Below are 26,465 nucleotides of genomic sequence, written 5' to 3' on the forward strand. Positions count from 1 at the left end.
CCCCACCCCCCCCCCCCCCCCCCCCCCGCACACGCACGCTCCCACGACATCGGCCCGTGTACTGACGATCACTGGTGGCAAGTCGTGAACTGGGAGTTCACGGTGCCGTGGCCTCGTTTGCAGAAACGCCAACGGCCCCACAACCGGCGGCAGCAGCGCGAGGCCGCCCAATCTCAAACGCCATCGAGGTGAGGTTCGGGCGGCGACACCGGCGAGGCCGGTCCTCAGCCGCGCTACCTGGCACGGGGCCCGCCTGTCTGCTTGCCTATTGGCTGCTCCATTTGGGCGACTTCGTGTCAACACTGCCGCGCGGACCTAACGTCAGAAGTTACGGTGCCGCGCGGTCTCGTTGAAGATCATGAGACGTGGTTCGTGTGGTGTCTGGGGGCGTGGCTGTTGGACGGGCCGGGGTTTCATGTCGATGTCGAGATTCTGGAGACTGCGGCGAGGGCGATGGGGGAGATCGCGGCTGATCAGAACGCTTCTGAGCTCGCGGAGCTGTGTGATGGCAATGCGCAGACGATCGGCAGCGACGTGATGTGTGAGGCGTTGGTGTCGTTCTGCGAAACGATGAGCGAGGGCATCGACTACCTAGTCGACAAAGCCGAAGACACCGGTGAGGGTCTGTCCGAGGCGGCCCGGACCTATCGCGAGGCCGATCACGCCGCGATGCAACACCTTGGCGGCGATCCGGCTGCTGCCGCGATGGACGAGCACTTCTAGGGCGCGTGCATGGTTGACCGTCAGGAACTGGGCGAGACCGAGCGTGGCGACGAACTCGTCCCCGGCAAGGCAGAGGCCCTGTACCGGTATGCGCAGGTGCTGCGGGACCGCGCGACCGATGTGATCGCTGACGCCGAAGCCCTCAAACGCATCGACACCGGCGCGTGGACAGGGCCAGCGTACGAGGCCTATGCCGCCGACAACGCGAACCAGTGGCCGAAGTGGCTCAAGCTCGGTGACGCGATGGCCTACGGCGCCCAGGCCATCGAGAGCTACGCGAATTGCCTGGGCTGGGCCCAGATGCAGGCTAACCAGGCTGCGGTGCTGTACCGCCGCGGTGAGCAGCTGTCCCAGCAGGCGCGGCAAGTCCACGACCAGGCGGTCGCGGACTTCAACTCCGGGGGTGGGGAGCCGGGCGGGTTTCCGCCGGTGTTTCAGGACCCGGGGGAGGAGTACCGGCAGGCGGCGCGCGAGCTGCTTGAGCGTGCCCGCGCACAGCTCGAGGCGGTAGCCGAGGAGTCGGCGAAGGCCCTCAATGAAATAGCCGAGGCGGTGCCGACGGAGGACGAGGAGTCCACCGGCGAAACCATCGCGCACGCCCTTACCGACGCGGCCGGGTTCATTCCCGTCATCGGCGACGCTGTCGACATCGCCCACGCCGGGGTCTATGCCCTGCAAGGGCGGGGCACCGAAGCTGCGCTGACCGCGGCGGCCGCGGTCCCCTTCGCCGGCTGGGCAGCCGGCGGCGCCAAGCTCGGCAAAGCAGGCACCAAGATCGGCGAAGCCCTCGGGATCGGGGAGAAGGCCCGCTTCGGCTGGTCGGATCGTATCGGTCGAGACGCGTACCGGGCGAACTTCTTCGACGCCAACCCCGACCTCAAGGGCAAGGTCTGGGTCCACCACGCCGTCGAGCAACAGGCGATGAAGAAGCAGTACCCGGACCTGGACATCACCCCGAACGAGATGCATTCGCTTGATAACCTCCGGGGGATCCCGAAAGAGATCAACGGCGATGTGCACCTGAGCAAGATCCGGTCGGAGTGGGACGAGTTCTACATCGACAATCCGAACCCCAGTAAGCAAGACCTGTTGGACAAGGCCACTGAGATCGATGACAAATTCGGCCACCAGTTCAACCCACCCGTACGGTAGGTGATCATGTTCTATCGGTTGCGACCCGATGTCCCGGGCATCCTGGCGGACGAGACAGTGCTGGACACCACGGTCCGCCCGCCCCGCGTGGAGGGGGCCCTCCACTATGAGATCGACAACTGGTTCGGCGACGACCTGATCACCTCCCACCCGTGCTTTCTCGTCACCGAGAAGATGGCCGCGGCTTTGGCCGGTTCCGGACTCGGCGCCTTCGAAATCCGTGGAGCCGAGGTCACCTACGGCGAAGACGCTCAAGAGCGTCTCGAGCGCCACGGACTGACCGAGTTCCCAGAATTCCGCTGGCTCTATGTCACCGGAACGGCAGGCCAAGACGACGTGGGACTCACACCCCGAGGACGTCTCGTGGTCTCCGACGCTGCCCTCGAGGTCCTCCAGCAGGGAAACCTCGACCGATGCGAGATCGAGCAGTACGACCCCGATACACACCGGTAAGTTCGAAGTCCGACGTGTTTCGAACTCTCACCTCCGATGAAGCTAACGGAAGTTGAGGCCTCCCGTACGCTCGACCGTCGCCAGCCTCGCAGGGCTGGCGCCACCTGTGGCGTCGGGATGACCTTGCCTGTGGCGATGAGCTCGTTGCGATCCTCGCCAGCCCCGGAGGGCTGGCGCCACATGGCCACCAGCGCGGACTGACTCGCGCCGCTGGACAGATCGCGATCCTCGCCAGCCCTCGAGGGCTGGCGCCACATGAACGCGGCCGGGGCCTGGCCCGCCACGATGGCACAGTTGCGATCCTCGCCAGCCCCGGAGGGCTGGCGCCACTGGCGTTGCCGGACCAGATCACCCCGGCGGTGTTCAAGTTGCGATCCTCGCCAGCCCCGGAGGGCTGGCGCCACTGGCGTTGCCGGACCAGATCACCCCGGCGGTGTTCAAGTTGCGATCCTCGCCAGCCCCGGAGGGCTGGCGCCACCGACGCGCTGCCGTGGATCTCCGCGTTCTGAAGGTGTTGCGATCCTCGCCAGCCCCGGAGGGCTGGCGCCACGCCCAGCGAGAGGATGCCGGCCGCGTGTGGCGAGCTGTCGTTGCGATCCTCGCCAGCCCCGGAGGGCTGGCGCCACCGCCACGCGGTCCGATCAGAGACCCTCGACCCGAAGGGTTGCGATCCTCGCCAGCCCCGGAGGGCTGGCGCCACCACTGGAACGAGGCCGAGTCCGTTGGGCGTCCAGCTGCTGTTGCGATCCTCGCCAGCCCCGGAGGGCTGGCGCCACGTGAGCCGGGGTGGCCCTCCTGCAGCGTGCAGACCAGGTTGCGATCCTCGCCAGCCCCGGAGGGCTGGCGCCACACGTCCGGCGGGACGCGCGATCAGGCGATCAGGCTACCGGGGTAGGTTGCGATCCTCGCCAGCCCCGGAGGGCTGGCGCCACCACAGGGAATCTCCTTCAGACACATGGGATTTCAGCGAGAGTTGCGATCCTCGCCAGCCCCGGAGGGCTGGCGCCACTGGCGTCGGGGGTTGGTGGCCGGTGCCGCCGATGGTGTTGCGATCCTCGCCAGCCCCGGAGGGCTGGCGCCACGCCAACGGCGCCAAGCGCGACGTCACGCAGACCTATTTGTTGCGATCCTCGCCAGCCCCGGAGGGCTGGCGCCACAACGGGATGTAGTCCGAACCGGCTTTGCCGTCGAAGATGTTGCGATCCTCGCCAGCCCCGGAGGGCTGGCGCCACCGGCCGGGGCGGGCCCGGCCAGATGCCGGCCGCGGCGTTGCGATCCTCGCCAGCCCCGGAGGGCTGGCGCCACCACGGCCGCGATATCGGCACTGTTCTCCACCGCCGCATGTTGCGATCCTCGCCAGCCCCGGAGGGCTGGCGCCACGCGGGGTGACCTCCAGCGGGAGGTAACGCTTGTCCTGGTTGCGATCCTCGCCAGCCCCGGAGGGCTGGCGCCACCGGCGCTGCTTGGCGGCTTTGGCGGCCTGCTCCTTGTTGCGATCCTCGCCAGCCCCGGAGAGCTGGCGCCACCAGCCGACGCCCGCGAAAAGGCGCTCGCTGATGCCGCTGTTGCGATCCTCGCCAGCCCCGGAGAGCTGGCGCCACGACGTGGGGGATGACCGTGACCGTAGCGAGCAGGTCACTGTTGCGATCCTCGCCAGCCCCGGAGAGCTGGCGCCACCATCGTCGTGACCTGGCGCAGCCAGCGGCGGGCGAAGTTGCGATCCTCGCCAGCCCCGGAGAGCTGGCGCCACCGCCGGTTCCAGCCAGTACGTACCTACATGGGGGAAAAGTTGCGATCCTCGCCAGCCCCGGAGAGCTGGCGCCACGCCGAAGCCACCGCCGAGCAGACCAAGGCCGAAGCGGTTGCGATCCTCGCCAGCCCCGGAGAGCTGGCGCCACCCAGTGGCCAGCTCAGCGCTTGGCAGCGCGTTGCTCCTGTTGCGATCCTCGCCAGCCCCGGAGAGCTGGCGCCACCGCGGCGGCCAGCCCGGTCGAAGACCCGCCGGCGCCGCAGTTGCGATCCTCGCCAGCCCCGGAGAGCTGGCGCCACGACCGATGAGATCAGCACCTTCACTGACGACGACAGCGTTGCGATCCTCGCCAGCCCCGGAGAGCTGGCGCCACCGATGACAACGGCCGCGAGGTGTACGAAATGCGCCGGGTGTTGCGATCCTCGCCAGCCCCGGAGAGCTGGCGCCACACCCACACTGGGCGTGCGGCGATGGTCCGGCAGGCCAAGTTGCGATCCTCGCCAGCCCCGGAGAGCTGGCGCCACCCTGGTTGAACAGGGGTTACTGCGCTCGGAATAGTACCGGGATGCTGGTTCGTGACCGAAACGCCCGGGAACTGGTTGAGAACCTTCCGGCGTGTCATGCAACGCTTGTGGTTCCGAAGTGGGGTTGGTTAGAAGATCAACGGGTCGTCGTGCCCCGCGGTTGGCGAGTTACCGAGGCGCAGGGCGGTGGAAAACGTTCCGCGCGGAACGGTATATACCCGGATGCTGTCGTCTTCGGGGTCCATCACAGTTTCGAGTTGGTGGCGGAGTCGCAGCCATTCGGCGTCCGAGCAGACGACCTCAAACACCGACTTCTGCACACGGATCCCATGCCCTTCACAGGTCTTCGCAACGCGTCGGAGTCGACGACGGCCCTCTGGCGTGGTGGTCTCGACGTCGTAGGTGATCAGTAGTTCCATGTCAGCTCGCCACCCACGGGGTGTAGGCCGGACGGTCGCCTCTCAGATGCCGTGCCAGGAACCGTGCCTGCACGAGTGGAAGCAAGGCCGCCGGGATCTCTCGTCCGGTTTCGGCGTGTTTCCAGGTGCGTTCCCGGGCCTCAGACCACTGGCCGAGGAAGAACTTCCGTCCCTCGTCTGTGAGCTGGACGCCGTCCGCCGGGTCGGTGGTGGTGTGTGCTGTGGTGATCTGCTTGCGGTTGAACATCGTCAGGACGAGTCGGTCGACCAGTAGAGGTCGGAATTCCTCCATGAGGTCCAGGGCCAACGATGGTTTACCGGATCGCACCCCGTGGAGGTAGCCGATGTAGGGGTCGAGTCCGACCTGTTCGAGTGCGCCATGGACCGCGGTGCGCAGCATCCCGTATCCGAATGACAGCAGGCAGTTGAACGCATCCCGCGGCGGCCGCCGAGACCGCGTCGGTGGGGCGTGCGGGGTCAGCAGCGGCAGGATTTCGAAGTAGCGCCGCGCGGCGTTGCCCTCGATGCCGAGGAGTTCTGTCAGGGTGGTGGCGTGGCCAGCGGCCATGATGGCTTCGCCATGCTGTGCCGCCACATCGCGGATTCGCTGCCTGCGTGGTTCATCTACATCCCGAGCCGCTTTCAGCAGCAACTGGCGGTAGTTCTGGAGCTTGCCCGCAACGACGGCGCGGGCGATGGACAGGCGCCGGTGTTCTGAGTCGTAGGCTCGGGCTTGTTCTAGCCGCAGCACGGGGTTTCCGGTCTGTGCGCCGGTGACTCTGGCCAGCAGGCGACCGTTTTGGCTCAGCCAGGTCACGCCACGGGCGTCGTTGGCGCAGCGCATCAGCAGGTCGTCGCTGATGTCGACGCCGTTCCACACGACGATGTGGTCGATTCGCAGCAGCGGAAGGATGTTGCGGCCGGGTTTGTCCGGGTGGTAGATCCGCACGGTGTCGTTCTCCAGGTGCAGGCTCGTGCCCGGAGTGGTGATGAACAGCGTGCGGAGCAGTTCAGGCATCCCATTCTCCCAGAGGTTGGGGCGTGAACACCGTGCCGTGATCTCGGCGTGCTTCGGGCATGCACCCGCCGCGTAGCGAGCATCGGTCGCAGCGGCGGTCGTTGACCGGTGGCGGTAGCTTCTCGGTACGCAGCATGGCGCGCAGGTCTTCCACGACCGCGCGAAGGCGGCTCACGAGCGCGTCGTCAACGACGACCTCAAACCGGCGCCGATTGCGCCCAGCGAAGACAAGCCCTCTGGGAACGTCCGCATCGAACATTGTCCGTAGGCACACCGCCTGCGCGGCGACTTGGAGGTCGGTGGCGCTGCCGGGCCGGTAGCTGCCGGATTTGTGTTCGATCGGCACCGGCCCGTCGGGATGGAGCTCGACGACGTCGCAAATCCCGTGCACGCCAAGGTCTTCATCGGCCACGGAAAGCGCGTGCCAGCAGCGGGTGCCGTCGCGGGACACGCTGGGCCCGCCACGGTCGACGACCTCGTGCGCGAGGTGCCCGCGTTGTGTTTCGGCGTTGTCCGAGAAGTAGCGGTCGAGGTGGATGAGCGCGGCCTGCCGCCGGCAGTAGGCGAAATGCTCGATCGCGGAGATCGGCACGCTCGCCCACGGCCGGTCGGCAGGCCGGTCGTCGCCGTACACGCGAGTCAGGCGATGAGCTTGCTCAGCGTGACTCCGCTCGGGAGGTTGTCGTCGTCGACCGCCACCGAGTAGTCGGCGAAGCTGCGCGGTGATTCGGTGTCGGTCACCAGCTTTGCCTCAACTCGCTCGATGAGCTTGTGCGCCGGGGCGCTGCCGAAGGCGTTGTCGTGGCTGAAGACGTAAAGTCCGCGTGCGGTCATCGTGCCACGAGTGGCCGACCGGTCGTGGTCGAACATCATCTCCAGCGTGCGGTACAGCAGCTCCAGATCGCGGGAATCCACGCCGGTGCCCTTGTCCCCGGTGGCGCGATTCGCCGAGTAGTACAGCTCCGCCTTGTACAGGCCGTACGGAACGGTCCATTTGCCACCGAACTCGGTGTTTTCGCCCTTGTCGATGTCGGCCTGCGTGGTCTGGGTGATCCGCGTGATCGTGTGATGCTGCGGGAAGACCGGATCGATGCTGCGCGCGTTGGTCACCTGCAGCGGCCCGTAGACCTGGCCGAGGGCTTTCGTCTCACCGGTGCTCAGTACTGCGCCGAACAGCCGGATATCGGCGTAGCGTTGGCACAGCCACGCGCGAGCGGTGTGCAGCTCGTCGTCGGTGAGGCGCTTTTTCCTGGTGTCGATCTTGTTGACGCTCATCGTCTCGGCCGCTTTGGTGTTCAGCGCGTGTCCGGCCTCGACGAAGATGCTGTAACGCTCGGGGTCCTCGGCCGCCAGCGGCAGGGTGTTGCGGATCTTGCGCTTGATCGCGACGTCGGTGACCAGACCGTGTCCGGATTCGTCGTCGGTGCGGGGCCGGTTGCTCATGTCCGGGTCACCGTTGGGGTTGCCATCGGTGACGTCGAACAGGAACACCATGTCGTGGCGGACCGACGGGTCGAGATGCGGTTCAACGCTCATGCGGAAGTTGAGTCCTTTCCTGTCAAGAAAGAAGTTTCGGGGAGGATTCAGGCGGCGTCGGAGTCGCCGCGCTGGGCACGGCGTTCACGACGCTGCTGCGCGTCGTGGGCGTGCTGGTGGTGATAGCCCAGGATGAACTCGGCCTGCTGCTTGGGGTTGAGGCGGCCGGGAATCTCGTCAGCGAGCGCCAGGACCGCGCTCAACTTCCCTTCCAGGGTGAACGCGAGCCCACTCCATTTCGAGCGGCGAATCACACCGAGCCATCCGGGGGCAAGCTTGCTGGCAGCGGTGAGAGCGGGCCGTGGGTTCGACACCGCGCCGGAGAAGTGGCGGTCCTTGAACGTCGCGTTCAGCTTCTTCCGGCCGTTGCCTGATTCCCCGGCGCCATCGGGCTCGTTCCGGCTCGGGTTGCGCGAGTCGACCGAGGCGAGCTGGATCGCCTCGTACACCGCGAACGCCCTGCCCGCGATGTACGCGGGATCGGTGCGCTGCTCGTCGAGCCCAGGGGGCATGTCCGTGTCCTTTCGTGGATGGCGTTGCAGCGCGAACCGCAGCAACGCGGCCCGGGGGCCATCGACTGTGCCGTCGTTGGTGATGCGTTGGACCACGTGCCGCGGCATGCTCGCCGGCAAGGGCTTGTGGCGAAGCACGGCGCCGATGAGGTCCCGGTGGACGTGTTCAGGCTGACCGTTGGCGGTGTCACGGAAGTCGCGGTAGGCCTTGCGGTCTTTGTCCCACCGTCCGGTGGCGCGTTCGAGCTGCCAGAGCGGATAGTGCACCGGGTACTCGTCCCAGACTGTGGCGATCTCGTGGTCGTCGTACCAGCCCGCGAGGTTGGCCATCACTTCCGACAGCGGCATGTCGATCCAGTCACGGATCACCACGCGAGAGGAGTTGCCGCCCAGCGTCACCGAGCAGAACCGACCCTCAGCAGCCTGCGACCGCACACTGTCGGCCACGAGCAGAGGCTGTCCCCCACGCAGCCGCTCCAGAACCCGGTTCACCGCGGCGGGATCTGGTTTCCCCGGCATGATGTTGAAGAAGTCCTTCGGCGCGTCGCCGAGCGTCCACCAGGTCATGACGCTGTCCTGCTGTGCCGCACCGAGCGTGTGCGGGCCGGACAGCAGCTCGGTCAGAGCGGTGTTCATCGCATCGCCGCAGGCCAGACAGATCGGGGTGTGGTGAAGACCGGTAGTCAGCTGGTAGCCGAACACGCGTTCGTTCACGCTGATCAGGGCCGGATTGTTCGCCGCACCCGGCACCAAGCGTTTTGAAAGGTTGCCGGGGACCGTCTCGGCGAGCACGCCGTCCCGCCCGCACACCAGGCACAATCCCGTCGTGCCACCTGTCTTGCGCCGCGCGACTTCGGCTTCCCAGAACCAGGTCAGCGCGTCGAGCGTGATGATGCGGACACCATCCACACTGATCAGAACGCCCTGCTTCGCGCCGATCTCATCCGGCCGCTGCACCTCGGCGACGCCCCCACGAGCGTAGAAGTCACGCACCACCTCGGCTTCCGGACATTCGCCCGCGGACTCCTCAGCCCACCTGTTGATGAGATCGACGAACTGCTGGTGACAGTCCTGCACGCGTGCCGGTTTCGTACCCTCGTCGCCCCAGCCTAGGACATACTGAACGTCGTCAGCACCCATCTGCGGTGCCACGCCGACCGTGCGGGTCACCGCCGGCGTCAAATGCCGCTGCCCCCTGCCCTTGCGGGCCTCGTCGGCATCACGGCATTCGTCAAGCCGGGGCTTCTTGCCCGTACTCGACAGCGCCAGCTCCCACGAGAACTCACGTTCACGGTGAAACGGCTTGCTAGTGCTGTGTTCCCGCGCGTATTCGACCAGTCGCTGAACCAGCATCACGCACCCGCCACAACGTTGGCTGCGATCCCGTCACGCGGAATGTGCAGCCACCCGCCATCCAGCCGAGCCGTGAACCACGTGAACGACACCGAACCCTCACCGTGCTGCACCCCGTGCAACATGATGCCGAGATCCTCAGTCACGCGTGGAAGCTCCTCGTCCTGCACCGAATGACTACCGACCGGCCCGAAGTGCGCGCTGAACTCACGCGTTCCCAAATAGGGCTGGTGGAAACACTGACCACGTTCCACACGACGCCGAAACTGATCCCGGTACGCCGCCTCAGGCTTCGTCGCGTGCCCACGCACCTCGACGTGCGCATAAATCCGGTACGCGACATCACGAAGACATACCGAGTTGCGCTGCGTCCTATGCTCGACAGCTTTCACCGTCCGGCCCCGCAACGCCGCATCATCCACCGACGCGAGATCAGTCGTCTCGTTCCGCCGCTGCGTGAACTGACGAATCGGCTTGAGAACCTCAATCGCAACCGGCCGCCACGAAAACTCCGGCTTCCAAAAAATCGCCTCCAACACACCAATGGCCGCCGTCGGCGTCATAACCGAGTAACTAACCCGCTCCACCTTCAACTCCGGACGCGTAAACAACGCACCCGGCCCCCATACCTCCACACCCACGGGCTTAGCCCCGCTAGCGGAGACCGGAAGGTCTGTGACCACCACACCTCCTAGATCGAAACAACGCGCGACAGTAGACATGCAAGCACCGACAAATTCCCGGTGATCACCCCAGATCAACCACAACACGGATCAAATACGCCCAAATGGAGCAGTCACAGGCGCCCGATGGGGAGGATTCGTCCCATTTCCCCTTAATTCCATCGTCATCCGCTCGCACCAGCGTCTACAGCCCAGCTCGGCAACTCAGGCGGCCGGGTAGGTCCCGACTGCGGACGACCGACACACCCAATCGCAGAAAGCTCGTCCCTGATCCCTGATCTGCCGCAGTCGTCGCCAGCCCTGAAGGGCCGACACCACCGACGCGTGTACACATGTTGTCCCAGGCCCCGTCGTCGTTGCGATCCTCGCCAGCCCCGGAGAGCTGGCGCCACACAACGCCTTCAGCGCAGCCGGCGTCCACTCCGTTGTTGCGATCTTCGCCAGTCCCGAAGGGCTGGCGCCACCTCAAACTCGGCGAGCCCGAGGGCTACCGGCGCGAGTTGCGATCCTCGCCAGCCCCTGAGGGCTGGCGCCACACTCCTCGTCGGTGTCGGGTGCGTCATCGCTGTAGTTGCGATCCTCGCCAACCCCGGAGGGCTGGCGCCACGGCTACCGAGCCTTCGGCGCTGGTCTCGCTGCGCGATGGCGTTGCGATCCTCGCCAGCCCCTGAGGGCTGGCGCCACCCCGGCGACGGGGCAGTTCTGTTCGGACGAGAGGGGTTGCGATCCTCGCCAGAGCCGGAGGGCTGGCGCCATTCGGCGGCGTCGGCGAGCTTGCGATCAAATCGCGAGCGCAGTTGCGATCCTCGCCAGAGCCGGAGGGCTGGCGCCATCCTGCCTGAGCAGGGGTGACTGCTTGGTCAAGCGTACCCGGTGACCTGGTTGTGACTGAAAAGCGCGGGATTCGCTTGATGATCTCTCGGCGTGTTGCGCGACGCTCCGGGTTCCGAAGCAGTGGATTGGATGTTGACTGGTTCTGATCGTGGGTTGGTCGTGGTCACCAGACTTCTTCGTTGATGAGGTTTGACGTGTCGATTCCGTATGCGGTGTTGTAGTCGCCCTTCCATGCGTGCAGGTCGCCGAAGATCGGTTGGCACATCGCGGATACAGCGTCGTCTTCGAGGAGTCGTTGCGGTAGTGCGACGATGTAGGGCTGTAGGGCGCGGATGAGTTGTCCGGCTTCTTCTGGAGCGCGTTTCAACCGGTCGAGAAGGGTCGTGGCCTTGTGGTCGTAGTCGGGAATGATGGCGGGGATGGTGTCGTCGTCGAGCATTCGGAAGGCCCGTTTCGGGTCTCGTGTTGAGCTTGAGTGCGGTGCAGTGTGCATCGGCCCGTTGGTGACCGCGATGTAGTCGAGTTTAACGCGGTTTTCCTGGATTGCGCGGTTTCGTGCACCGTTTTCGGTGTTGGATGTCCGGTAGAGGTCGCGGTAGTAGTCGGCGAGGGCTGCGAGGTTGTCGGGGTCGGTGGTGTCTTGGTCGCTGGGGCCGAAGTGCTGTCGTGTCACATCGGTGCCTGCCCGGTAGCCGCTGGGGCTGGACATGTCGTGGGCGTCGAACACCACGACTTTGCCGTTGCCTTCCAAGTGGCCTTCTCGGTTGGCTCGACCAGCTGCTTGCTGCAGTGCTTCCGCTGGCGCCATCGCTCTGTAGACGATCGGGAGGTCGATGTCCACACCTGCCTCGATCAGCTGTGTTGAGACGAGCCGGACGCGTTCGCCCCGGGTGAGGCGGTCGCGAACGGTGGTGAGCACGGTGCGCCGGTGGGCGGGACACATCCGTGTTGACAAGTGCCAGACTGACTCGGGATCCGATTCCGCCCAGTGCTGGTAGATCGTGCGTGCGTCGGCGATCGTGTTCACGACGACCAGGACCTGTTCGTGCTGTGCAGCGTGGTCAGCGACTTCCAGGAGGCCGGGTCGCGGGTCCAGCCACCACTCGTATTCGACTCGACGCAGACTCCGATACAGCGAAGCGGGGTCGTCGACGATGTCGGTGACCGTGAGATCGGCCCACTGTCCGAGATGTTCGAAGGACGGTTGGGTCGCGGAGGTCAGCAGCACGGTCGTGTTGAAGTGCTCGGAGAGCATCCGCAATACGTTGAGGATAGGAATGAGCACGCGCAAAGGAAGTGCCTGGACTTCGTCGAGGACGATGACCGAATTGGCCAGGCGGTGAACTTTCCGCATCTCCATCGGTTTCCGGCCGAACAACGAGTGGAACAGTTGCACGGTGGTGGTGACCACAACGGGGCTGTCCCAGTTCTCCGCGAGCGTGTGCTGGCGGATCTGTTGCTTCCTGTCGTCGGAGGCGGTGACCGCCGAGTGGTGCTCGAGTACGTTGTCGTTACCGAGTAGCCCGCGATAGACGCCGGCGTTCTGCTCGGTCACTGTGATGAACGGGACCGCCACGATCACACGGCGCTTGCCATGGTGTGCGGCGTGTCGGAGGCCGAAACCTGCTGCGGCGAGGGTCTTGCCGACCCCGGTAGGCGCGGGCATCCGGTAGACACCGGTCGGCCCCAATGCGTGCTCGATGGCCCGCTGATACACCCTTTCACGGATCGCATCGATCGGGGATGCGCCGGACTCGCGGCGCGAGGTGAGCATGCGTTGCCGCTGCTGCTCGAACAAGGCTGCCAGCTCGACCATGTCGGTGTCGGCGCGCACCCGCGGAGCATCCCAGCCGGCGAAGTGGGCAGCGGTGTCAAGGTGATCGGCATCGACCAGCGCGGAGAAGGCAAGGCGGATACCCAGCTCGCAGAGCAAGGGATCCTCTCGCCAGAGCTGAGGAACAAGACCTCCGCGCTGCAGGACCTCTTGGGCTTCGGGCACCTCGCGCAAGAACTCGGCCTGAACCTGCTCGAGGTCGCCGAACGCGCCTGCACTGAAAGCCTCGAGCTTGTCGGTGAGCTCCCCAGCTGAGGCAAGACCACCGTGGTGGCCCAGGATCGCGAGTGACACCGGCCCGATCAAGCCGGCCAGCCAACCCGCACCGGCTTCCTTATGCGGCACTCCAACGGATTTCCCGGTGTCGGCGACGCCCGCCAAACCCTCCTGCCAACAGCGAGCCGCCTTGCCGGCGTCGTGGAAAAGCCCCAGCGCGTAGCCAAGGTCCTCAGCGCCGAACTCGCGCGCGAACCGCGAGGACAACGCCGCAGTCGACCGAGCATGCGCCGAAAGCCGATGCCACCGACCGTTACCGTCTCCACTATGCGCCCACATCCGTACCTCCAACCTCTCACGACACCGAACGGTCGATGAAGATGCGCCACGGTAGCGATCAACACCGACACGCGCGGGCACTTCCCTCGCTTCGGAACCGGGAGCGTCTAGTGACACGCCAGGAGATTCTCAAGCGAATCCCGCGCGTTTCAGTCACAACCAGATCACCGGGTACGCTTGGCCAACCAGTCACCCCTGCTCACGCAGGGTGGCGCCAGCCCTCCGGGGCTGGCGAGGATCGCAACGCCGACCGGCTGAACCTGTGGAACCTGCCGCCGAAGCAGTGGCGCCAGCCCTCCGGGGCTGGCGAGGATCGCAACACTGCCGAGTCGGAGCCTGCCCGTGCCCAGGTGCTGTGGCGCCAGCCCTCCGGGGCTGGCGAGGATCGCAACAAGACCGACGACGGCACGGAATCCACCGACCGGTACGTGGCGCCAGCCCTCCGGGGCTGGCGAGGATCGCAACCACAACAGAGCCCTCGGAATCCCGCGCGAGTCCTCTGCCGTGGCGCCAGCCCTCCGGGGCTGGCGAGGATCGCAACATCGAAGTCCTGAAGACGCTCTCCACGCTGGTTCTGTGGCGCCAGCCCTCCGGGGCTGGCGAGGATCGCAACCTGGTCTGCCCGTCACCTGGTCGCAGACATGCCGGCGTGGCGCCAGCCCTCCGGGGCTGGCGAGGATCGCAACTCCTAACCGACAAACTCAGATAACCAGGAGTAGAGATCAGGTGGCGCCAGCCCTCCGGGGCTGGCGAGGATCGCAACTCGGCGATCGACGACGGCGGGTGGACCGGTGCCGCGTGGCGCCAGCCCTCCGGGGCTGGCGAGGATCGCAACTGCGGCAACCCGGACTGCGAGGTCCCGCTGGACATCGATGTGGCGCCAGCCCTCCGGGGCTGGCGAGGATCGCAACACCGACGAGTGGGAGAAGGAGGCCAGCCTCAAGCTGCGGTGGCGCCAGCCCTCCGGGGCTGGCGAGGATCGCAACGCCGTCGTCGCCTCAACGAGGCCGGTCGTGGCCCGCGCGTGGCGCCAGCCCTCCGGGGCTGGCGAGGATCGCAACAGCGGATGGGGAGCTGCGCTCCCGAAGTTGTCGGCGCGAGTGGCGCCAGCCCTCCGGGGCTGGCGAGGATCGCAACAGCGGATGGGGAGCTGCGCTCCCGAAGTTGTCGGCGCGAGTGGCGCCAGCCCTCCGGGGCTGGCGAGGATCGCAACCTGCAGCCCCCAAGAGCAAGGCGACGGCGCCGTGGTGGTGTGGCGCCAGCCCTCCGGGGCTGGCGAGGATCGCAACTCCGGTTCCAGGCTGTACAGGCTCGCCGCCTCGCCGACGGTGGCGCCAGCCCTCCGGGGCTGGCGAGGATCGCAACAACTCCGCCGACCCCTACGGCACGGCGGAGCTGCGGGGTGGCGCCAGCCCTCTGGGGCTGGCGAGCCAGCTCGCTGATGACGAGCTGCCCGCGGCCCCTGGTGACGCCAGCCCTTCGGGGCTGGCATGTATGTACGGGACTGCCCGCGAGGAGCTCGTGTCGAGGACAGGGTTTCGACACGAGCTCCTCTGAGCGTTTTTCGGTCAGGCGGTCTTGGTGGCTGTTGGGGTGTTGGTGGCGAGTGGGTGGGGTTCGTTGGTGAGGGTGGCGAGTGCGGTGGCGATTTCGGTGATGCCGGCTTGGGTGTAGGCGGTGGTGGTGCCGGTGTCGCTGCTGGTGGTGGTGTGGCCTGCGTAGGCGCGGGCAATGGCGTAGCTGTGGCTGCGTTCGACCCAGGTGAGGGTGGTGTGGCGCAGCCAGTGGGTGCTGACGCCTTGGGTGTGGACCCAGGGCAGGTGTTGGCCGATGCGGGTCCAGAGGTGGTCGTAGCGTCGTTTGGTGATGGGCTGGTGGTTGCGGTACCGCAGGACCTGGTCGGTGGGTTTGGTGGCGCCGCGGTGCTGGGCGTGCTCGCGCAGGTGGGTCATGAGGGTGGGGGAGACGGGCTGCCAGCGGATGGTCTCGCCCTTCTCATGGAGCCGAATGAGGCATTGGTCGGGGTCGAGGTCGCGGAGGGTGAGAGCAAGGGCGCCGCCGCGGCGGCAGGCGGTTTCGATGTGCAGGCGCAAGATGAGCGTGTCGAGCGCCGGGTCGTCGCCAGTGGTGGCGGCGATGTGGTTGATCTCCTTGAGCCGGTTTTCCGGCAAGGCCCGTCGGGTGCTGGCGAGCCGGCGGGGCTTGGTGGCGTTCTTAGCGGGATTGTCGGCTTCGGTGATGAGTTTGTCGGCGACGGCGTGGTTGTAGACGCAGCGGATGGCAGCGATGAGGTGCTCGGCGGCGCCACGTCCACCGCGGGCGTTGCGGCGTACGACAACCTGAGAACGGACGGTCTCGGCGAGCTGCTGGATTTCCAGCGTGGTGGGTTCGTCGAGATGCCGGTGGCCCCAGTGCTCCAGGATTCGGTTCCAGTACGTGCCGTAGACCCGGCGGGTGCCGGGGGAGACGGCTTTGGCGACCTCGGGGATGTAGTCGGCGAACGTCGGCGCCTGCGGCTTCGGCGCGGAGACGCCGAGAAGGTCCTCGGGGGAGACACCCATCTTGGCCAGCAGCAGACGGGCAGCGTCGAGCTCGGGCGCGTCGGCGTGGTGAGTCATTCGGAATCAGCTCCGGGGGTGTTGAAGGCGGCGACCATGGCGTCAAGGGCGCGCATCGTGTGAATCAGCAGAAGTCCGGGATCCGGGGCAGCGGCCAGCAGCACCCGGTCGCCCGGATTCAGGCCGCACCAGCGGCGCACCGCAGCAGGCAGCGGGAGATGGGCGCGGCGGGCGAGGGTGAACATTCCGTCGGGATCGGCCTGGACGGTCACGGTGGTGTTGGAGAGCACCTCAAGGCGCAGCCGCCGCCCGGTTTGCCAGCCCAAGGCGGTGACGATGCTGCTGTCGGCGATACGGCCCTGCGGATCCACCGAGGCGATCCGATAGACCATGGAGGTCGTACTCGGCAGGGCCGCGAGTTGGGTGAGCGGAACCTTCCGGGCCGTGCCGCGCGCGGCCAGCAGCTCGGCGCGCTCATCCACCGACAACGGGTGCAGCTCGATCGCGGGGACGGCGGACTCAGCCACGGCCCTCACCCCCGAACCGACGCTCAGGGGCAGAAGACACGACGAGACGGCGGGTGCAATGCACCTCGCCGTCTCGTGTCTGAAACCATGTGTGGTGTCGTGGGACGGATCCCACCCACTGGTGTCCGAGGGGGGACTTGAACCCCCACGCCCATTAGTAGGGCACTAGCACCTCAAGCTAGCGCGTCTGCCATTCCGCCACTCGGACATCTCGGGTCTGCCGCCGTTTCCGGGGCGTTCCCGCTGTGTTGTGTTAATAGATTAGCTCATGGTCATCTGGGCCTCGCAGGGACCCCCCTGTTGGCGCAGCGGGTGATAGAAATGCCTGGTGAGCGAGCACAACGGGATCTCCGGTACTGATCAGGACGCGGGGTTGGCGCTGGCGCAGGACGAGGTCGTTCAGCTGGCCAGTGATCTGATCCGCATCGACAGCACGAACACGGGCGACGCCGACACCCTCGTGCCCGAGCGGGCGGCGGCCGAGTACGTGGCCGAGAAGCTGAGCGAGGTGGGTTACGAGGTCACCTACGTCGAGGCCGGCGACCAGGTGGGGCGGGCGAACGTGGTGGCGCGACTGCCCGGGGCCGACCCCTCTCGGGGCGGTCTGCTGGTGCACGGGCACCTCGACGCCGTGCCCGCGGATCCGGCCGAGTGGTCGGTGCACCCGTTCTCCGGGGCGGTGCAGGACGGCTACGTGTGGGGGCGCGGGGCCGTGGACATGAAGGACATGCTGGCGATGAGCTTGGCCATCGCCCGCCGCTACAAGCGGGACGGCATCGTGCCGCCGCGCGACATCGTCTTCGCGTTCGTCTCCGACGAGGAGGCGGGCGGTTTCCAGGGGGCGCAGTGGCTGGTGGATCACCGCCCTGAGCTCTTCGAGGGCTGCACCGAGGCCATCAGCGAGGTCGGCGGCTACTCCCTGACGCTCAAGGACGGCGTGCGGGCGTACCTGGTGCAGACCGCCGAGAAGGGCATCCGCTGGCTGAAGCTGCGCGTGCGCGCGCGTGCGGGCCACGGGTCGATGGTGCACCGGGACAACGCGGTCACGCAGCTCTCCGAGGCCGTGGCGAAGCTGGGCAACCACCGGTTCCCGCTGGTCATGACCGACAGCGTCCAGGAGTTCCTCGACGGTGTCAGCGAGATCACCGGCTGGGACTTCCCGGAGGAGGACCTCGAAGGTTCGGTGGCCAAGCTCGGCAACATCTCCCGCATCATCGGGGCGACGCTGCGCGACACCGCCAACCCCACGATGCTCACGGCCGGTTACAAGCACAACGTCATCCCCTCGGTCGCCGAGGCGGCCGTGGACTGCCGCATCCTCCCCGGCCGGGAAGAGGCGTTCGATCGGGAGCTGGCGGACCTGCTGGGGCCGGACGTCGAGCGCGAGTGGGTCGGGCTGCCGCCGGTGGAGACCAAGTTCGAGGGTCGGCTGGTCGAGCAGATGCAGGCCTCGCTGCTGGCCGAGGACCCCGGCGCGAAGGCGCTGCCGTACATGATGTCCGGCGGCACCGACGCGAAGTCCTTCGCCCGGCTGGGCATGAACTGCTACGGCTTCGCGCCGCTGCAGCTGCCCGCCGACCTGGACTTCTCCGCGCTGTTCCACGGCGTGGACGAGCGGGTGCCGGTCGACGCGCTGAAGTTCGGCGTGCGGGTGCTGGACCGCTTCATCCGCAACAGCTGACTGTCGGTGCCGTCTGGTTACATCTCCCGTAGTTGATCATCGTGTCGGGAGGTGTGGCGTGGACTTGGCGCGCTTGGTGGAGAGCTACCTGGAGCACTTGCAGGCCCGCAAGCTCGCGGCCAACTCGCTGCGCGCCTACCGCCGCGACCTGGAGTCGGTGGCCGGTGAGCTCGCCGAGCTCACCGGCACGCCGACCGAGCGGATCGCGGTCGACGACCTGGACCCCTCGATGCTGCGCTCGGCGTTCGCGCGGTTCGCCGCGCGCCGCTCGGCGGCCACGGTGACGCGGGCCTGGTCGACGTGGAACGGTTTCTTCGGCTTCGGCGTCATCGAAGGTGCGGTGTCGGGCAACCCGATGCAGTTGGTGCCCAAGCCGCGCAGCGCGCCCGCCACGCCGAAACCGCTGCAGGGGGAGGAGACCCCGGAGCGCCTGCTGCGCCAGGTCGCCGCGGGGGTCCGCAAGGCTCGGAACCCGTGGCCCGAACGCGATCTGGCGATCCTGGCGACCCTGCTGTGCACGGGGGTGCGCTCCGCGGAGCTGCTGGAGCTGACCGTGTCGTCGCTGGCCGGCCGGGCCGGTGACCGGCGGCTGCACGTGCAGGGCAAGGGCGGCAAGAGCCGGTCGATCCCGATCGAGGACAGCCTCGACGGGCTCATCCAGACCTACCTGCGCACCCGCAAGCAGCGCTTCGGCAACCGGCTGCCCGGCGCCGAGCCGCTGTTCGTCGACCACCGGGGCGAGAAGCTCCAGCGCGGTGGCCTGCAGTACCTGGTGCGGCGCTCGTTGCAGGCCGCCGGGGTGTCCGACCGGGTGCAGCCCGGCGCGATGGTGCACGCGCTGCGGCACACCTTCGCCACCCGGCTCGCCGAGGACGGGGCCAGCGCCGCCGAGATCGCCAAGCTGCTCGGCCACTCGTCGATGAACTCCAGCCAGACCTACATCGACGTGACCGCCCGCGAGCAGCGGCTCTCGGTGAAGGCCAACCGCACGTTGCGGGTTCTCGGCGAGCTCGGTTAGAGGCTGTTGAAGAGCGCGGCGGAGCCGCTGTTTCAAGTCCTCAACAGCTCCTAGCCCCAGGTGGAGGTTTCGGCGAGGCCGATGCGGGCGCCGGAGTCGTCGGTCAGCAGCATGGCCTTGCCCAGCGCGGGGTGGTCGAGCCGTTCGACCTCGCCACCGCGTTCGGCGGCGTGTCCGGCGACCTCGTCGAGGTCGGTGACCGCGAAGTAGCACAGCCAGCCCGGATGGCCGGTGGTCTCGCTGCGCCCGGCGATCGCCCGGCCTCCCGAGAGGTAGGTGGCGTCCTCGACGGTCCAGCCGAGGATGTCGGCCCAGAACGCGTCGGCGCGGGCCGGTTCGGTGGTGGCCAGTTCGGCCCAGCACGGTTCTCCCGGGCGCGGTTCCGGTGCCTGCGGGCCGTGCTGGGCGCGTCCCTTGGTGACCTGGGCGAGCGCGTTGTCCGGGCCGGTCAGCGAGCAGTCCATGGGGGCGCCGGCGAAGACCAGGCGGAATCCGGGGACCTCGTCGGCGCGGGGTTTGCGGATGAAGGCGCAGCGGCGGTTGCCGACCCAGCAGTCCAGTCCGGTTTCCACGGGCACCGGCGACCAGTCGAGCACGACTCGGTAGAAGAGGGCAGCAGCCATCGGATCGCGACTGAGCAGGTCGACGCGACGCAAGCCGCGGACCGCAGGACGTGCGGGCACCGTCGTTTCCTCGCCACCGGGGATCAGTTCATCTTGCCACCCGCGCACGCCGGCACAATGCTCCGTTCGTCCCAGGACCTCGTGGGTCGTGCCGGGTGCGCGGGGTGGTGTTCGGGAGTTCAGCGCAGGCGCTCTAGCTCAGCGGCGACGTCCACGACCTGGGCCGCGAGCTTGCGCAGGTCGGACCGGTCGGCGTCGTCGTCGACCGCGGTCACCACGTCCTCGGCCGCGCAGCGCAGCTGGAAGAGGCGGTCCTGCAGATCAGCGAGCTCGGCGGCTGAGAGCACAACGGAGTCCTCGGGGAGCCCGCCGCGCTGCACCGCCGTCCTGCGCTCGTAGGCGCGCTGCCGGCAGGCCTGCGCGCAGTACAGGCGCGGCCTTCCCTGCCGTCCGGAGTCGGGTACGCGCCTGCCGCACCAGGCGCAGTGACGCACCTGGCGAGCTCGTCGGGTGGGCTCGACGGAGTTGTCCACGGTGATCACGTTAGTCAACACCGGTGATCTTCGTGGAGTCGCCACGCCGACTCCGACGCCACCGGCCCGACACCGCCCGGTCACCTGCGTGCGGCAGAGTGACGACCGTGACGCATCCCTTCCTGGACGGGCCGTGGCCGCGCGCGTTCGCCCACCGCGGCTGGCACCTCGGCGATCTGGCCGAGATGGAGAACTCGTTGAGCGCTTTCCGCGCCGCTGCGAACGAGGGCTACCGCTACATCGAGACCGATGTGCACGCCACCAGCGACGGTGTCGCCGTCATCCACCACGACACCTCGCTCGACCGCACCACCGACCGTGAAGGGGACATCGCGAGCCTGCCGTTCTCGGAGGTGTCGCGCGCCAGGATCGCCGGGCGGGAACCGGTCGCGAGCCTCGACGCGACGCTGGAGGAGTTCCCCGACCTGCTGCTGAACATCGACGTCAAGGCCGACAGCGCCGCCGGGCCGGTGCTGCGGACCGTGCGCAGGCACAACGCCTGGGACCGGGTGTGCCTGGCCTCCTTCGTCGACCGGCGTCTGACGCTGCTGCGCAAGGTCGGCGGCCCGAGGCTGCTGACCTCCACCGGTCAGCGCGGCGTTGCCGCCCTCTGGGCGTGGTCCCGACTGCCGGTGGCCCCGTCGCCGTCGGTGGTCACCTCGTTGACCGGATTTCAGTGGAAATCCGGTGAGGGGGGTGAGCGGGGGTTGATCCGGGGTGCGGCTGTGCAGGTTCCCGCTCGGCACAAGGGGCTGGAGGTCGTGGACGAGCGGTTCGTCGGGTTGGCTCATCGGTGGGGTGTTGAGGTGCACGTGTGGACGGTCGACGAGCCGTCGGAGATGCTGCGATTGCTGGACCTGGGCGTGGACGGGCTGGTCAGCGACCGCCCGGACCTGCTGAACCAGCTCCTGCGGGAGCGGGCCGCGGACCCCGCCCGGAGCTGAGCGGACGAAGTTTCTCCGAACGTGCGCGAGTGCGTCTCACGCGGGAACCGGTAGCCAGTATGGTGCCTCCAATCGAGTGATCCACTCCGCGGAGGACCGAACGGAATGAGCGTGATGGACAGCGAAGCGGCACCGGGGGCCGCGCAGCGCCGCCGGGAACAACGCGGGTGGTGCTGGTACGACTGGGCCAACTCGGTCTTCCCGACGTCGGTGACGACGGTCTTCCTCTCGCTCTACCTGACCTCGGTGGCCACCGCCGCGGCCAAGGCCGACGTCGCGCGCAACGGGCTCAACGCCTGCGCGGGCGACAACTCCCTGGTCAACTGCGACATCTCGATCCTGGGGCTGGCCTTCCCCGCCGGTTCGCTGTGGGGCTACCTGCTGTCGGTGGCCACGGTGGTGCAGGTGGTGGTGCTGCCGATCACCGGTGCGATCGCCGATCGCACCCAGAACAAGCGGCTGATGCTGGCGCTGTTCGCCTTCGGCGGCGCGATCACCACGGGGCTGCTGGCCCTGGTCGCCGGGCAGAACTGGCAGCTGGGCGTGGTGCTGTTCATCATCGGCAACATCTGCTTCGGCGCCTCGATCGTCGTCTACTACTCGTTCCTGCCGGAGATCGCCGACGCCGACGAGCGCGACAACGTCTCCACCCGCGGCTGGGCGATCGGCTACCTCGGCGGCGGCACCGCGCTGGCGCTGCACCTGGTCATCTACCTCGGGCACGACGCCGTCGGCCTGTCCGAATCCGCGGCCGTGCGCCTGATTTTCTTCTCCTCGGGCATCTGGTGGGCGGTGTTCACGCTGCTGCCGCTGACCGCGCTGCGCCGGCACCAGCCAGCCGAGGGCGGCGACAAGGGGGCCGCGGCGGTCACCGCGGGCTTCAAGCAGCTGATCGGCACCCTGCGCGAGGCCAAGCACTTCCCGCTCACGCTGGCGTTCCTGGGCTCCTACTGGATCTACACCGACGGCATCTCGACGGTGTCCCAGGTCTCGGCGCAGTACGGCAGCCTGGAGCTCAAGCTGCCGCAGGACTCGCTGATCGTGACGCTGCTGATCGTGCAGTTCATCGCCTTCGTCGGCGGCGTGCTGCACGGCGTGTTGGCCCGCCGCATCGGCGCGAAGAAGACCATCCTGGTGAGCCTGGCGACCTGGTTGCTGGTGCTGGTGGCCGCCTACTTCGTGCAGGCCGGGCAGGAGATGCAGTTCTACGGACTGGCCGTGGGGATCGGCATGGTCCTCGGGGGCACCAATGCGCTGTCCCGTTCGTTGTTCAGCCAGATGATTCCACCGGGCCGCGAGGCCGAGTACTTCTCCCTCTACGAGGTGGGGGAGCGCTCGACGTCGTGGCTGGGGCCGCTGGTGTTCGCCGGTGTCGGTCAGGCGACCGGTTCGTTCCGGCTGGCCATCATCTCGCTCGTCGTCTTCTTCGCGGTCGGCCTGGTGCTGGTCGCGCTGGTGCCGGTCCGCAGGGCCATCGAGGCGGTGGGCAACCGGGCACCGGAACTGCTCTAGCGCGTGTGCGCAGAGTGATCAGGCGTGTTCGTCTCGCGATCGAGCGGGCATTGCTCCATGCTGGTGATCTAGGAGTGCTGGGGAATCCGCAAAAACGGAATATGCCAGTACGCTGCGTTGTGATCACGGGGAGGATCATGGCACTACGAACGGTCACGTAGTGGATGAAGGGATCGGCCGTACGGGTCGTGATCTGCATCCCACAATGACTAACAATCCAGGGTCCTGCTTGGCGATGGTGACCGGACATCTGGCACTATCACCCGTTCGAACCCACTTGTAGATTGCTGTCGGGAGAACGCGTCACGAACGCCGCTCGACCGCGTCTCTAGGAGGACAGCCGTTGTTGACGGGTGAACAATGTCACCGACGGCGACCAGCAACACGACGCCGGGAACAGATGACGGGTACTCCGTCGTTGCACACGGTGAGCACAACCGCTCGGGCTCTGAGCCCGGGCCGAAGGGAAAGGAACCGTCATGGCCGACCGCGTTCTGCGTGGCAGCCGGCTCGGAGCTGTCAGCTACGAGACCGACCGTAACCACGACCTCGCACCGCGCCGGACGGTGCGCTACGCCTGCCCCAAGAGCCACGAGTTCGAGGTGCCCTTCTCCGACGACGCCGAGGTCCCGCCGACTTGGGAATGCCGCCTGCACGGCGCCGAGTCCAAGATCATCGACGGCAACGAACCGGAGCAGAAGAAGGTCAAGCCGCCGCGCACCCACTGGGACATGCTGCTCGAACGGCGCACGATCCCGGAGCTGGAAGAGCTTCTCAACGAGCGACTGGAGCTGCTGCGCGCCCGTCGCGGCCGGTGATCTGTTGATTGCATGGTTAAGCGCCCGAGCTCCTTGGTGCTCGGGCGCTTACGTGTGTTTTCGCTTGTTCTGATCCACTGCTCAGTGGTCTTTTTGCTTGGCGGTGCGGGTGGCGGAACCTGACACGCCTTCTGGCTCCGGGATCCGCGACTTGAGTATGTCGATACGCGGCGCTGCGGCTGTCCTCCCCAGAAGACGTGTCAGAACCCGCGGCGGTGCCGGTTGATCGGGTGGGGCGCAGAGGAACCGGCTTCGCCGGTTGCCTGACGTCGGGGAGTGGCGAGTGCCGCTCCTGCGTCAGCGGAGCAGGGAGCGGATTGCTCCTGCTGCTTGGCCGCCTCTGCGGCGGAGGCCCCACTTGGTGACTCGGAGGAGGGCTTCTCGCACGACCTCCGCGTCCATCTTGGAGGCGCCGAGCTCTCGTTCCACGAAGGTGATCGGGACCTCGACGACCGTGAAGCCGGCCTCCACCGAGCGCCAGGCCAGGTCGACCTGGAAGCAGTAGCCCTGCGACGCGATGTTGTGCAGCTGGACCGTCTCCAGGACCTCCCGCCGGTACACGCGGTAGCCGGAGGTGATGTCGTTGATCGGCACGCCCAGCGCCAGCTTCGAGTAGACGTTGGCGCCCCGCGACAGGAACTCCCGGTACCAGGGCCAGTTCACCGTGCGGCCGCCGGTCACGTAGCGCGACCCCAGCACCACGTCCGCGCCGGTCCCGCTGTCACCGAGCATGCCGACCAGGCGCGGCAGGTCCTCCGGGGCGTGCGAACCGTCGGCGTCCATCTCCATGATCGCCGTGTAGTCGCGGGCCAGCGCCCACTCGAACCCGGCGACGTAGGCGGCCCCCAGACCTGCCTTCTCGGTGCGGTGCATGACGTGCAACCGGTCGTCGGACGCCGCCAGCCGGTCGGCCAGCTCGCCGGTGCCGTCCGGGCTGCCGTCGTCGACCACCAGCACGTTCGCCGCGGGCAGCGCGTCGAACAGCCGCCGCACGATCGGTTCCAGGTTCTCCCGCTCGTCGTAGGTGGGGATCACCACCAGCACCTTCTCGGCCGGGGCTTGCCTCGCCATCCACATCCTCCTAGCCGGTCACCGGGACCGGCCGTGCACTCGTTCGTCGATCAGGCGTCGGACTTCCTCGACCGCCACCTGGCGGCCGCGATCGCGCCCACCCCCAGCACCGCCAGTGTCCACATCGGAACCGAGCCGAGCTCGGTGGCCGGTGTCCGGTTCGCGCGCAGCGGAACCTCGGCGGTCAAGTTCTCCTCGGTGAACAGCTCGGTCTGCGCGGTGACCGAACCGTCCGGCGCCACCACCGCGCTCACCCCGCTGGTGGCCCCGACCAGCACCGCCCGGCCGGTCTCCACCGCGCGCAGCCGCGACATCGCCAGCTGCTGGTAGCTCATCTCCGAATGCCCGTACCAGGCGTTGTTGGTGGGCACCGCCAGCAGCGTGGCGCCCTGCGCCGCGGCCGGCCCGAAGACGTCGTTGTAGGCGACGTCGTAGCAGATCCCCACGCCCAGCTTCAGGCCCGCGACGTCGATCACGCCCGGTTCCTCACCCGGGGTCATGTCCGACTGGAAGCGATCCACGAACGGGCTGACCAGCCGCGCGACCTCCCGCATCGGGATGGTCTCGGCGAACGGGACCAGGTGCTTCTTGACGTAGCGGTCGCCGAACCCGGTTCCCGGGTCCCAGCGCACGACCTGGTTGTGCAGCCGCCCGTCGCGGTCCTGGCCGAGCCCGCCGACGATCAGCGGCACGCCCAGCTGGGAGGCGATCGCCGACAGCTCCGGATCGGTGCGCGAGGGGCCCCAGCTGCCGACCTGCTCGGGGAACAGCACGAAATCGGGTCGTGGGGTCCGTCCGGCGCGCACGTCGTCGACGAGCTTCTGCGCCGCGCGCACGTGGTTGTCGTGCAGGACGTCGTCCTCGTAGAGCAGCCCCAGACCGAGGTTGGGGGCGTTGCCCTGCACGATGGCGACCCGCGCGGTCCCGGCGTTGGCGTCGGTGCCCACCAGCGGCCAGCACGCCAGCCCGCCCAGCAGCGGCACGGCGATCGCGGCCACCGGCACCGCCCAGCGGCGCGGGTCGCGCACGAGCTCGGCCAGCCCGCCGCCGACGAGGGCCACGGCGAAGGAGATGAGGGTCGCGCCGCCGATCGCGGCCAGCGACAGCAGCGGTCCGGTGTCCTGGGTGAAGGCCAGACGACCCCACGGGAACCCGCCGAAGGGGAACGCGGAGCGCACCGACTCGGCCGTCACGAACACCGCGGCCATCCACACCGGGGCTGCGGGCAGGCGGCTGACCAGCGCCATCCCGGCACCGGCGAGGCCGATGAACAGCGCCTCCACCGCGGCCACGCCCAGCCAGGGCCAGGGGCCGAAGTCGGCGCCGAGGAAGTCCTGCAACCAGCCCAGCAGCGGCAGCAGGAACGCGAAGCCGAACACCACGCCGTAGCCGAAGCCGGCGCGGGCCCTGCGGTGGCGGACGACGGCGGCCAGCACGGCCAGCGCCAGGGGAGCGACCCACCACGCCTCGCGTGGCGGCGAACCGGCGTAGAGGGCGAATCCGGCGGCGATCACCGCGACCAGGCGCAGCGCCCAGGCGGCCCGTCGTCCGGGAGTGCGGCGATCCGGCTGCGCGACGTCCTGCGCAGGAGCCGTGGGGACTACCACCCGACCAACCTTCTCGGTGCTTTCTCGGCCCCGCCCGGGACCGCCAACGTTGCCGCGTGCCCAGGCACGCCTTCGCCCAAATGTACGCGCCGAGCCGGGCGCGCTCGGCACACAGGCCCTGACCAGGCGATTGACCACCGCGTGTGACGCCGCTTACCCTCGACCGGCCCGGTGATCATCGGTGCGCCCGCGGAAAGCGCACCTCAGCGATGGTCGCGCGACGACCG

General features: G+C 67.8%; 21 protein-coding genes, 1 tRNA gene and 2 CRISPR repeat arrays. Of the genes, 8 read left to right on the top strand and 14 right to left on the bottom strand.

The window, feature by feature from the left end:
• Positions 1-333: 333 nt before the first annotated feature.
• Genes KBO27_RS32555 through KBO27_RS32565 form a run of 3 tightly spaced genes read left to right on the top strand, consistent with a single transcriptional unit; the run spans position 334 to position 2,328 of the window.
• Complete coding sequence (locus tag KBO27_RS32555) at positions 334-723, top strand: hypothetical protein (RefSeq protein WP_210973702.1); 390 nt, start codon at positions 334-336, stop codon at positions 721-723.
• 9 nt (positions 724-732) lie between these two features.
• Positions 733-1,875 carry a putative T7SS-secreted protein gene (locus tag KBO27_RS32560; RefSeq protein ID WP_210973703.1) on the top strand — a complete coding sequence of 381 codons (1,143 nt, stop codon included), beginning with the start codon at positions 733-735 and terminating at the stop codon, positions 1,873-1,875.
• Positions 1,876-1,893: 18 nt separating this feature from the next.
• Complete coding sequence (locus KBO27_RS32565) at positions 1,894-2,328, top strand: hypothetical protein (RefSeq protein ID WP_246538755.1); 435 nt, start codon at positions 1,894-1,896, stop codon at positions 2,326-2,328.
• 143 nt (positions 2,329-2,471) lie between these two features.
• Positions 2,472-4,602: direct repeats of the CRISPR family, unit length 37 nt; unit sequence GTTGCGATCCTCGCCAGCCCCGGAGGGCTGGCGCCAC.
• Between the two features lie 128 nt (positions 4,603-4,730).
• On the opposite strand, the gene cas2 is transcribed toward KBO27_RS32565, so the two are convergent.
• From cas2 to KBO27_RS32615, 10 genes are all read right to left on the bottom strand, one after another.
• On the bottom strand, positions 4,731-5,021 hold the full coding sequence (gene cas2, locus KBO27_RS32570) for a CRISPR-associated endonuclease Cas2 (RefSeq protein WP_210973705.1): 291 nt from the start codon (positions 5,019-5,021) through the stop codon (positions 4,731-4,733).
• Between the two features lies 1 nt (position 5,022).
• Positions 5,023-6,039 carry a CRISPR-associated endonuclease Cas1 gene (gene cas1, locus KBO27_RS32575; RefSeq protein ID WP_210973706.1) on the bottom strand — a complete coding sequence of 339 codons (1,017 nt, stop codon included), beginning with the start codon at positions 6,037-6,039 and terminating at the stop codon, positions 5,023-5,025.
• The gene (cas4, locus tag KBO27_RS32580) at positions 6,032-6,673 is read right to left on the bottom strand and encodes a CRISPR-associated protein Cas4 (protein ID WP_210973707.1); all 642 of its coding nucleotides are present in this window, start codon (positions 6,671-6,673) and stop codon (positions 6,032-6,034) included. Before cas4 ends, cas1 begins: the two co-directional genes overlap by 8 nt.
• A 5-nt stretch (positions 6,674-6,678) precedes the next feature.
• Positions 6,679-7,575: a type I-C CRISPR-associated protein Cas7/Csd2 gene (gene cas7c / locus KBO27_RS32585; RefSeq protein ID WP_210973708.1), complete on the bottom strand. Its 897-nt coding sequence runs from the start codon at positions 7,573-7,575 to the stop codon at positions 6,679-6,681.
• A 47-nt stretch (positions 7,576-7,622) separates the two neighbouring features.
• Positions 7,623-9,440, bottom strand: a complete 1,818-nt coding sequence (locus tag KBO27_RS32590) for a type I-C CRISPR-associated protein Cas8c/Csd1 (protein ID WP_246538758.1) — start codon at positions 9,438-9,440, stop codon at positions 7,623-7,625.
• On the bottom strand, positions 9,440-10,126 hold the full coding sequence (gene cas5c, locus KBO27_RS32595) for a type I-C CRISPR-associated protein Cas5c (RefSeq protein ID WP_307870747.1): 687 nt from the start codon (positions 10,124-10,126) through the stop codon (positions 9,440-9,442). The genes KBO27_RS32590 and cas5c overlap by 1 nt, the downstream gene beginning before the upstream one ends.
• Before the next feature lie 994 nt (positions 10,127-11,120).
• Positions 11,121-13,346: a CRISPR-associated helicase Cas3' gene (gene cas3, locus KBO27_RS32600; protein ID WP_281420939.1), complete on the bottom strand. Its 2,226-nt coding sequence runs from the start codon at positions 13,344-13,346 to the stop codon at positions 11,121-11,123.
• 208 nt (positions 13,347-13,554) lie between these two features.
• Positions 13,555-14,711: direct repeats of the CRISPR family, unit length 37 nt; unit sequence GTGGCGCCAGCCCTCCGGGGCTGGCGAGGATCGCAAC.
• A gap of 203 nt (positions 14,712-14,914) precedes the next feature.
• Positions 14,915-15,964, bottom strand: coding sequence for a tyrosine-type recombinase/integrase (locus tag KBO27_RS32605; RefSeq protein ID WP_210973711.1), 1,050 nt, complete (start codon positions 15,962-15,964; stop codon positions 14,915-14,917).
• Entirely contained in the window at positions 15,961-16,431 is a 471-nt protein-coding gene (locus KBO27_RS32610) for an AbrB/MazE/SpoVT family DNA-binding domain-containing protein (RefSeq protein WP_210973712.1), read from the bottom strand. The genes KBO27_RS32605 and KBO27_RS32610 overlap by 4 nt, the downstream gene beginning before the upstream one ends.
• Before the next feature lie 119 nt (positions 16,432-16,550).
• Positions 16,551-16,639 (bottom strand) — tRNA-Leu (locus tag KBO27_RS32615).
• A 120-nt stretch (positions 16,640-16,759) separates the two neighbouring features.
• On the opposite strand from KBO27_RS32615, the gene KBO27_RS32620 reads away from it, so the two are divergent.
• On the top strand, positions 16,760-18,112 hold the full coding sequence (locus KBO27_RS32620) for a M20/M25/M40 family metallo-hydrolase (protein WP_210973713.1): 1,353 nt from the start codon (positions 16,760-16,762) through the stop codon (positions 18,110-18,112).
• Positions 18,113-18,170: 58 nt separating this feature from the next.
• Positions 18,171-19,130: a tyrosine-type recombinase/integrase gene (locus KBO27_RS32625; protein ID WP_210973714.1), complete on the top strand. Its 960-nt coding sequence runs from the start codon at positions 18,171-18,173 to the stop codon at positions 19,128-19,130.
• A 50-nt stretch (positions 19,131-19,180) separates the two neighbouring features.
• Here the strand turns inward: KBO27_RS32625 and KBO27_RS32630 are convergent, their stop codons facing one another.
• Both KBO27_RS32630 and KBO27_RS32635 read right to left on the bottom strand, forming a co-directional pair.
• Complete coding sequence (locus tag KBO27_RS32630; protein WP_307870745.1) at positions 19,181-19,813, bottom strand: VOC family protein; 633 nt, start codon at positions 19,811-19,813, stop codon at positions 19,181-19,183.
• A 119-nt stretch (positions 19,814-19,932) separates the two neighbouring features.
• Positions 19,933-20,295: a hypothetical protein gene (locus KBO27_RS32635; protein WP_132677325.1), complete on the bottom strand. Its 363-nt coding sequence runs from the start codon at positions 20,293-20,295 to the stop codon at positions 19,933-19,935.
• A 98-nt stretch (positions 20,296-20,393) separates the two neighbouring features.
• Between KBO27_RS32635 and KBO27_RS32640 the strand changes: the two genes are divergently transcribed.
• From KBO27_RS32640 to KBO27_RS32650, 3 genes are all read left to right on the top strand, one after another.
• Positions 20,394-21,230, top strand: coding sequence for a glycerophosphodiester phosphodiesterase family protein (locus KBO27_RS32640; RefSeq protein WP_210973716.1), 837 nt, complete (start codon positions 20,394-20,396; stop codon positions 21,228-21,230).
• 105 nt (positions 21,231-21,335) lie between these two features.
• The gene (locus KBO27_RS32645; protein WP_210973717.1) at positions 21,336-22,742 is read left to right on the top strand and encodes an MFS transporter; all 1,407 of its coding nucleotides are present in this window, start codon (positions 21,336-21,338) and stop codon (positions 22,740-22,742) included.
• Positions 22,743-23,221: 479 nt separating this feature from the next.
• Positions 23,222-23,560, top strand: coding sequence for an RNA polymerase-binding protein RbpA (locus KBO27_RS32650; protein ID WP_210973718.1), 339 nt, complete (start codon positions 23,222-23,224; stop codon positions 23,558-23,560).
• Between the two features lie 297 nt (positions 23,561-23,857).
• On the opposite strand, the gene KBO27_RS32655 is transcribed toward KBO27_RS32650, so the two are convergent.
• Together KBO27_RS32655 and lnt are read right to left on the bottom strand one after the other, a co-directional pair.
• On the bottom strand, positions 23,858-24,631 hold the full coding sequence (locus tag KBO27_RS32655) for a polyprenol monophosphomannose synthase (protein ID WP_210973719.1): 774 nt from the start codon (positions 24,629-24,631) through the stop codon (positions 23,858-23,860).
• Positions 24,632-24,681: 50 nt separating this feature from the next.
• Positions 24,682-26,238: an apolipoprotein N-acyltransferase gene (lnt, locus tag KBO27_RS32660; protein WP_307870746.1), complete on the bottom strand. Its 1,557-nt coding sequence runs from the start codon at positions 26,236-26,238 to the stop codon at positions 24,682-24,684.
• Between the last annotated feature and the right edge of the window lie 227 nt (positions 26,239-26,465).

This window comes from Saccharopolyspora endophytica, assembly GCF_018070075.1.
GTDB classification, from domain to species: Bacteria; Actinomycetota; Actinomycetes; order Mycobacteriales; family Pseudonocardiaceae; genus Saccharopolyspora; species Saccharopolyspora endophytica.

Bases quoted from the DNA above. Each gene is read 5' to 3' on its own strand.
- cas2 (WP_210973705.1), bottom strand. From the start codon at position 5,021: ATGGAACTACTGATCACCTACGACGTCGAGACCACCACGCCAGAGGGC.
- cas1 (WP_210973706.1), bottom strand. From the start codon at position 6,039: ATGCCTGAACTGCTCCGCACGCTGTTCATCACCACTCCGGGCACGAGC.
- KBO27_RS32560 (WP_210973703.1), top strand. From the start codon at position 733: ATGGTTGACCGTCAGGAACTGGGCGAGACCGAGCGTGGCGACGAACTC.
- KBO27_RS32655 (WP_210973719.1), bottom strand. From the start codon at position 24,631: ATGGCGAGGCAAGCCCCGGCCGAGAAGGTGCTGGTGGTGATCCCCACC.
- KBO27_RS32645 (WP_210973717.1), top strand. From the start codon at position 21,336: ATGAGCGTGATGGACAGCGAAGCGGCACCGGGGGCCGCGCAGCGCCGC.
- KBO27_RS32650 (WP_210973718.1), top strand. From the start codon at position 23,222: ATGGCCGACCGCGTTCTGCGTGGCAGCCGGCTCGGAGCTGTCAGCTAC.
- cas3 (WP_281420939.1), bottom strand. From the start codon at position 13,346: ATGTGGGCGCATAGTGGAGACGGTAACGGTCGGTGGCATCGGCTTTCG.
- KBO27_RS32590 (WP_246538758.1), bottom strand. From the start codon at position 9,440: ATGCTGGTTCAGCGACTGGTCGAATACGCGCGGGAACACAGCACTAGC.
- cas7c (WP_210973708.1), bottom strand. From the start codon at position 7,575: ATGAGCGTTGAACCGCATCTCGACCCGTCGGTCCGCCACGACATGGTG.
- KBO27_RS32605 (WP_210973711.1), bottom strand. From the start codon at position 15,964: ATGACTCACCACGCCGACGCGCCCGAGCTCGACGCTGCCCGTCTGCTG.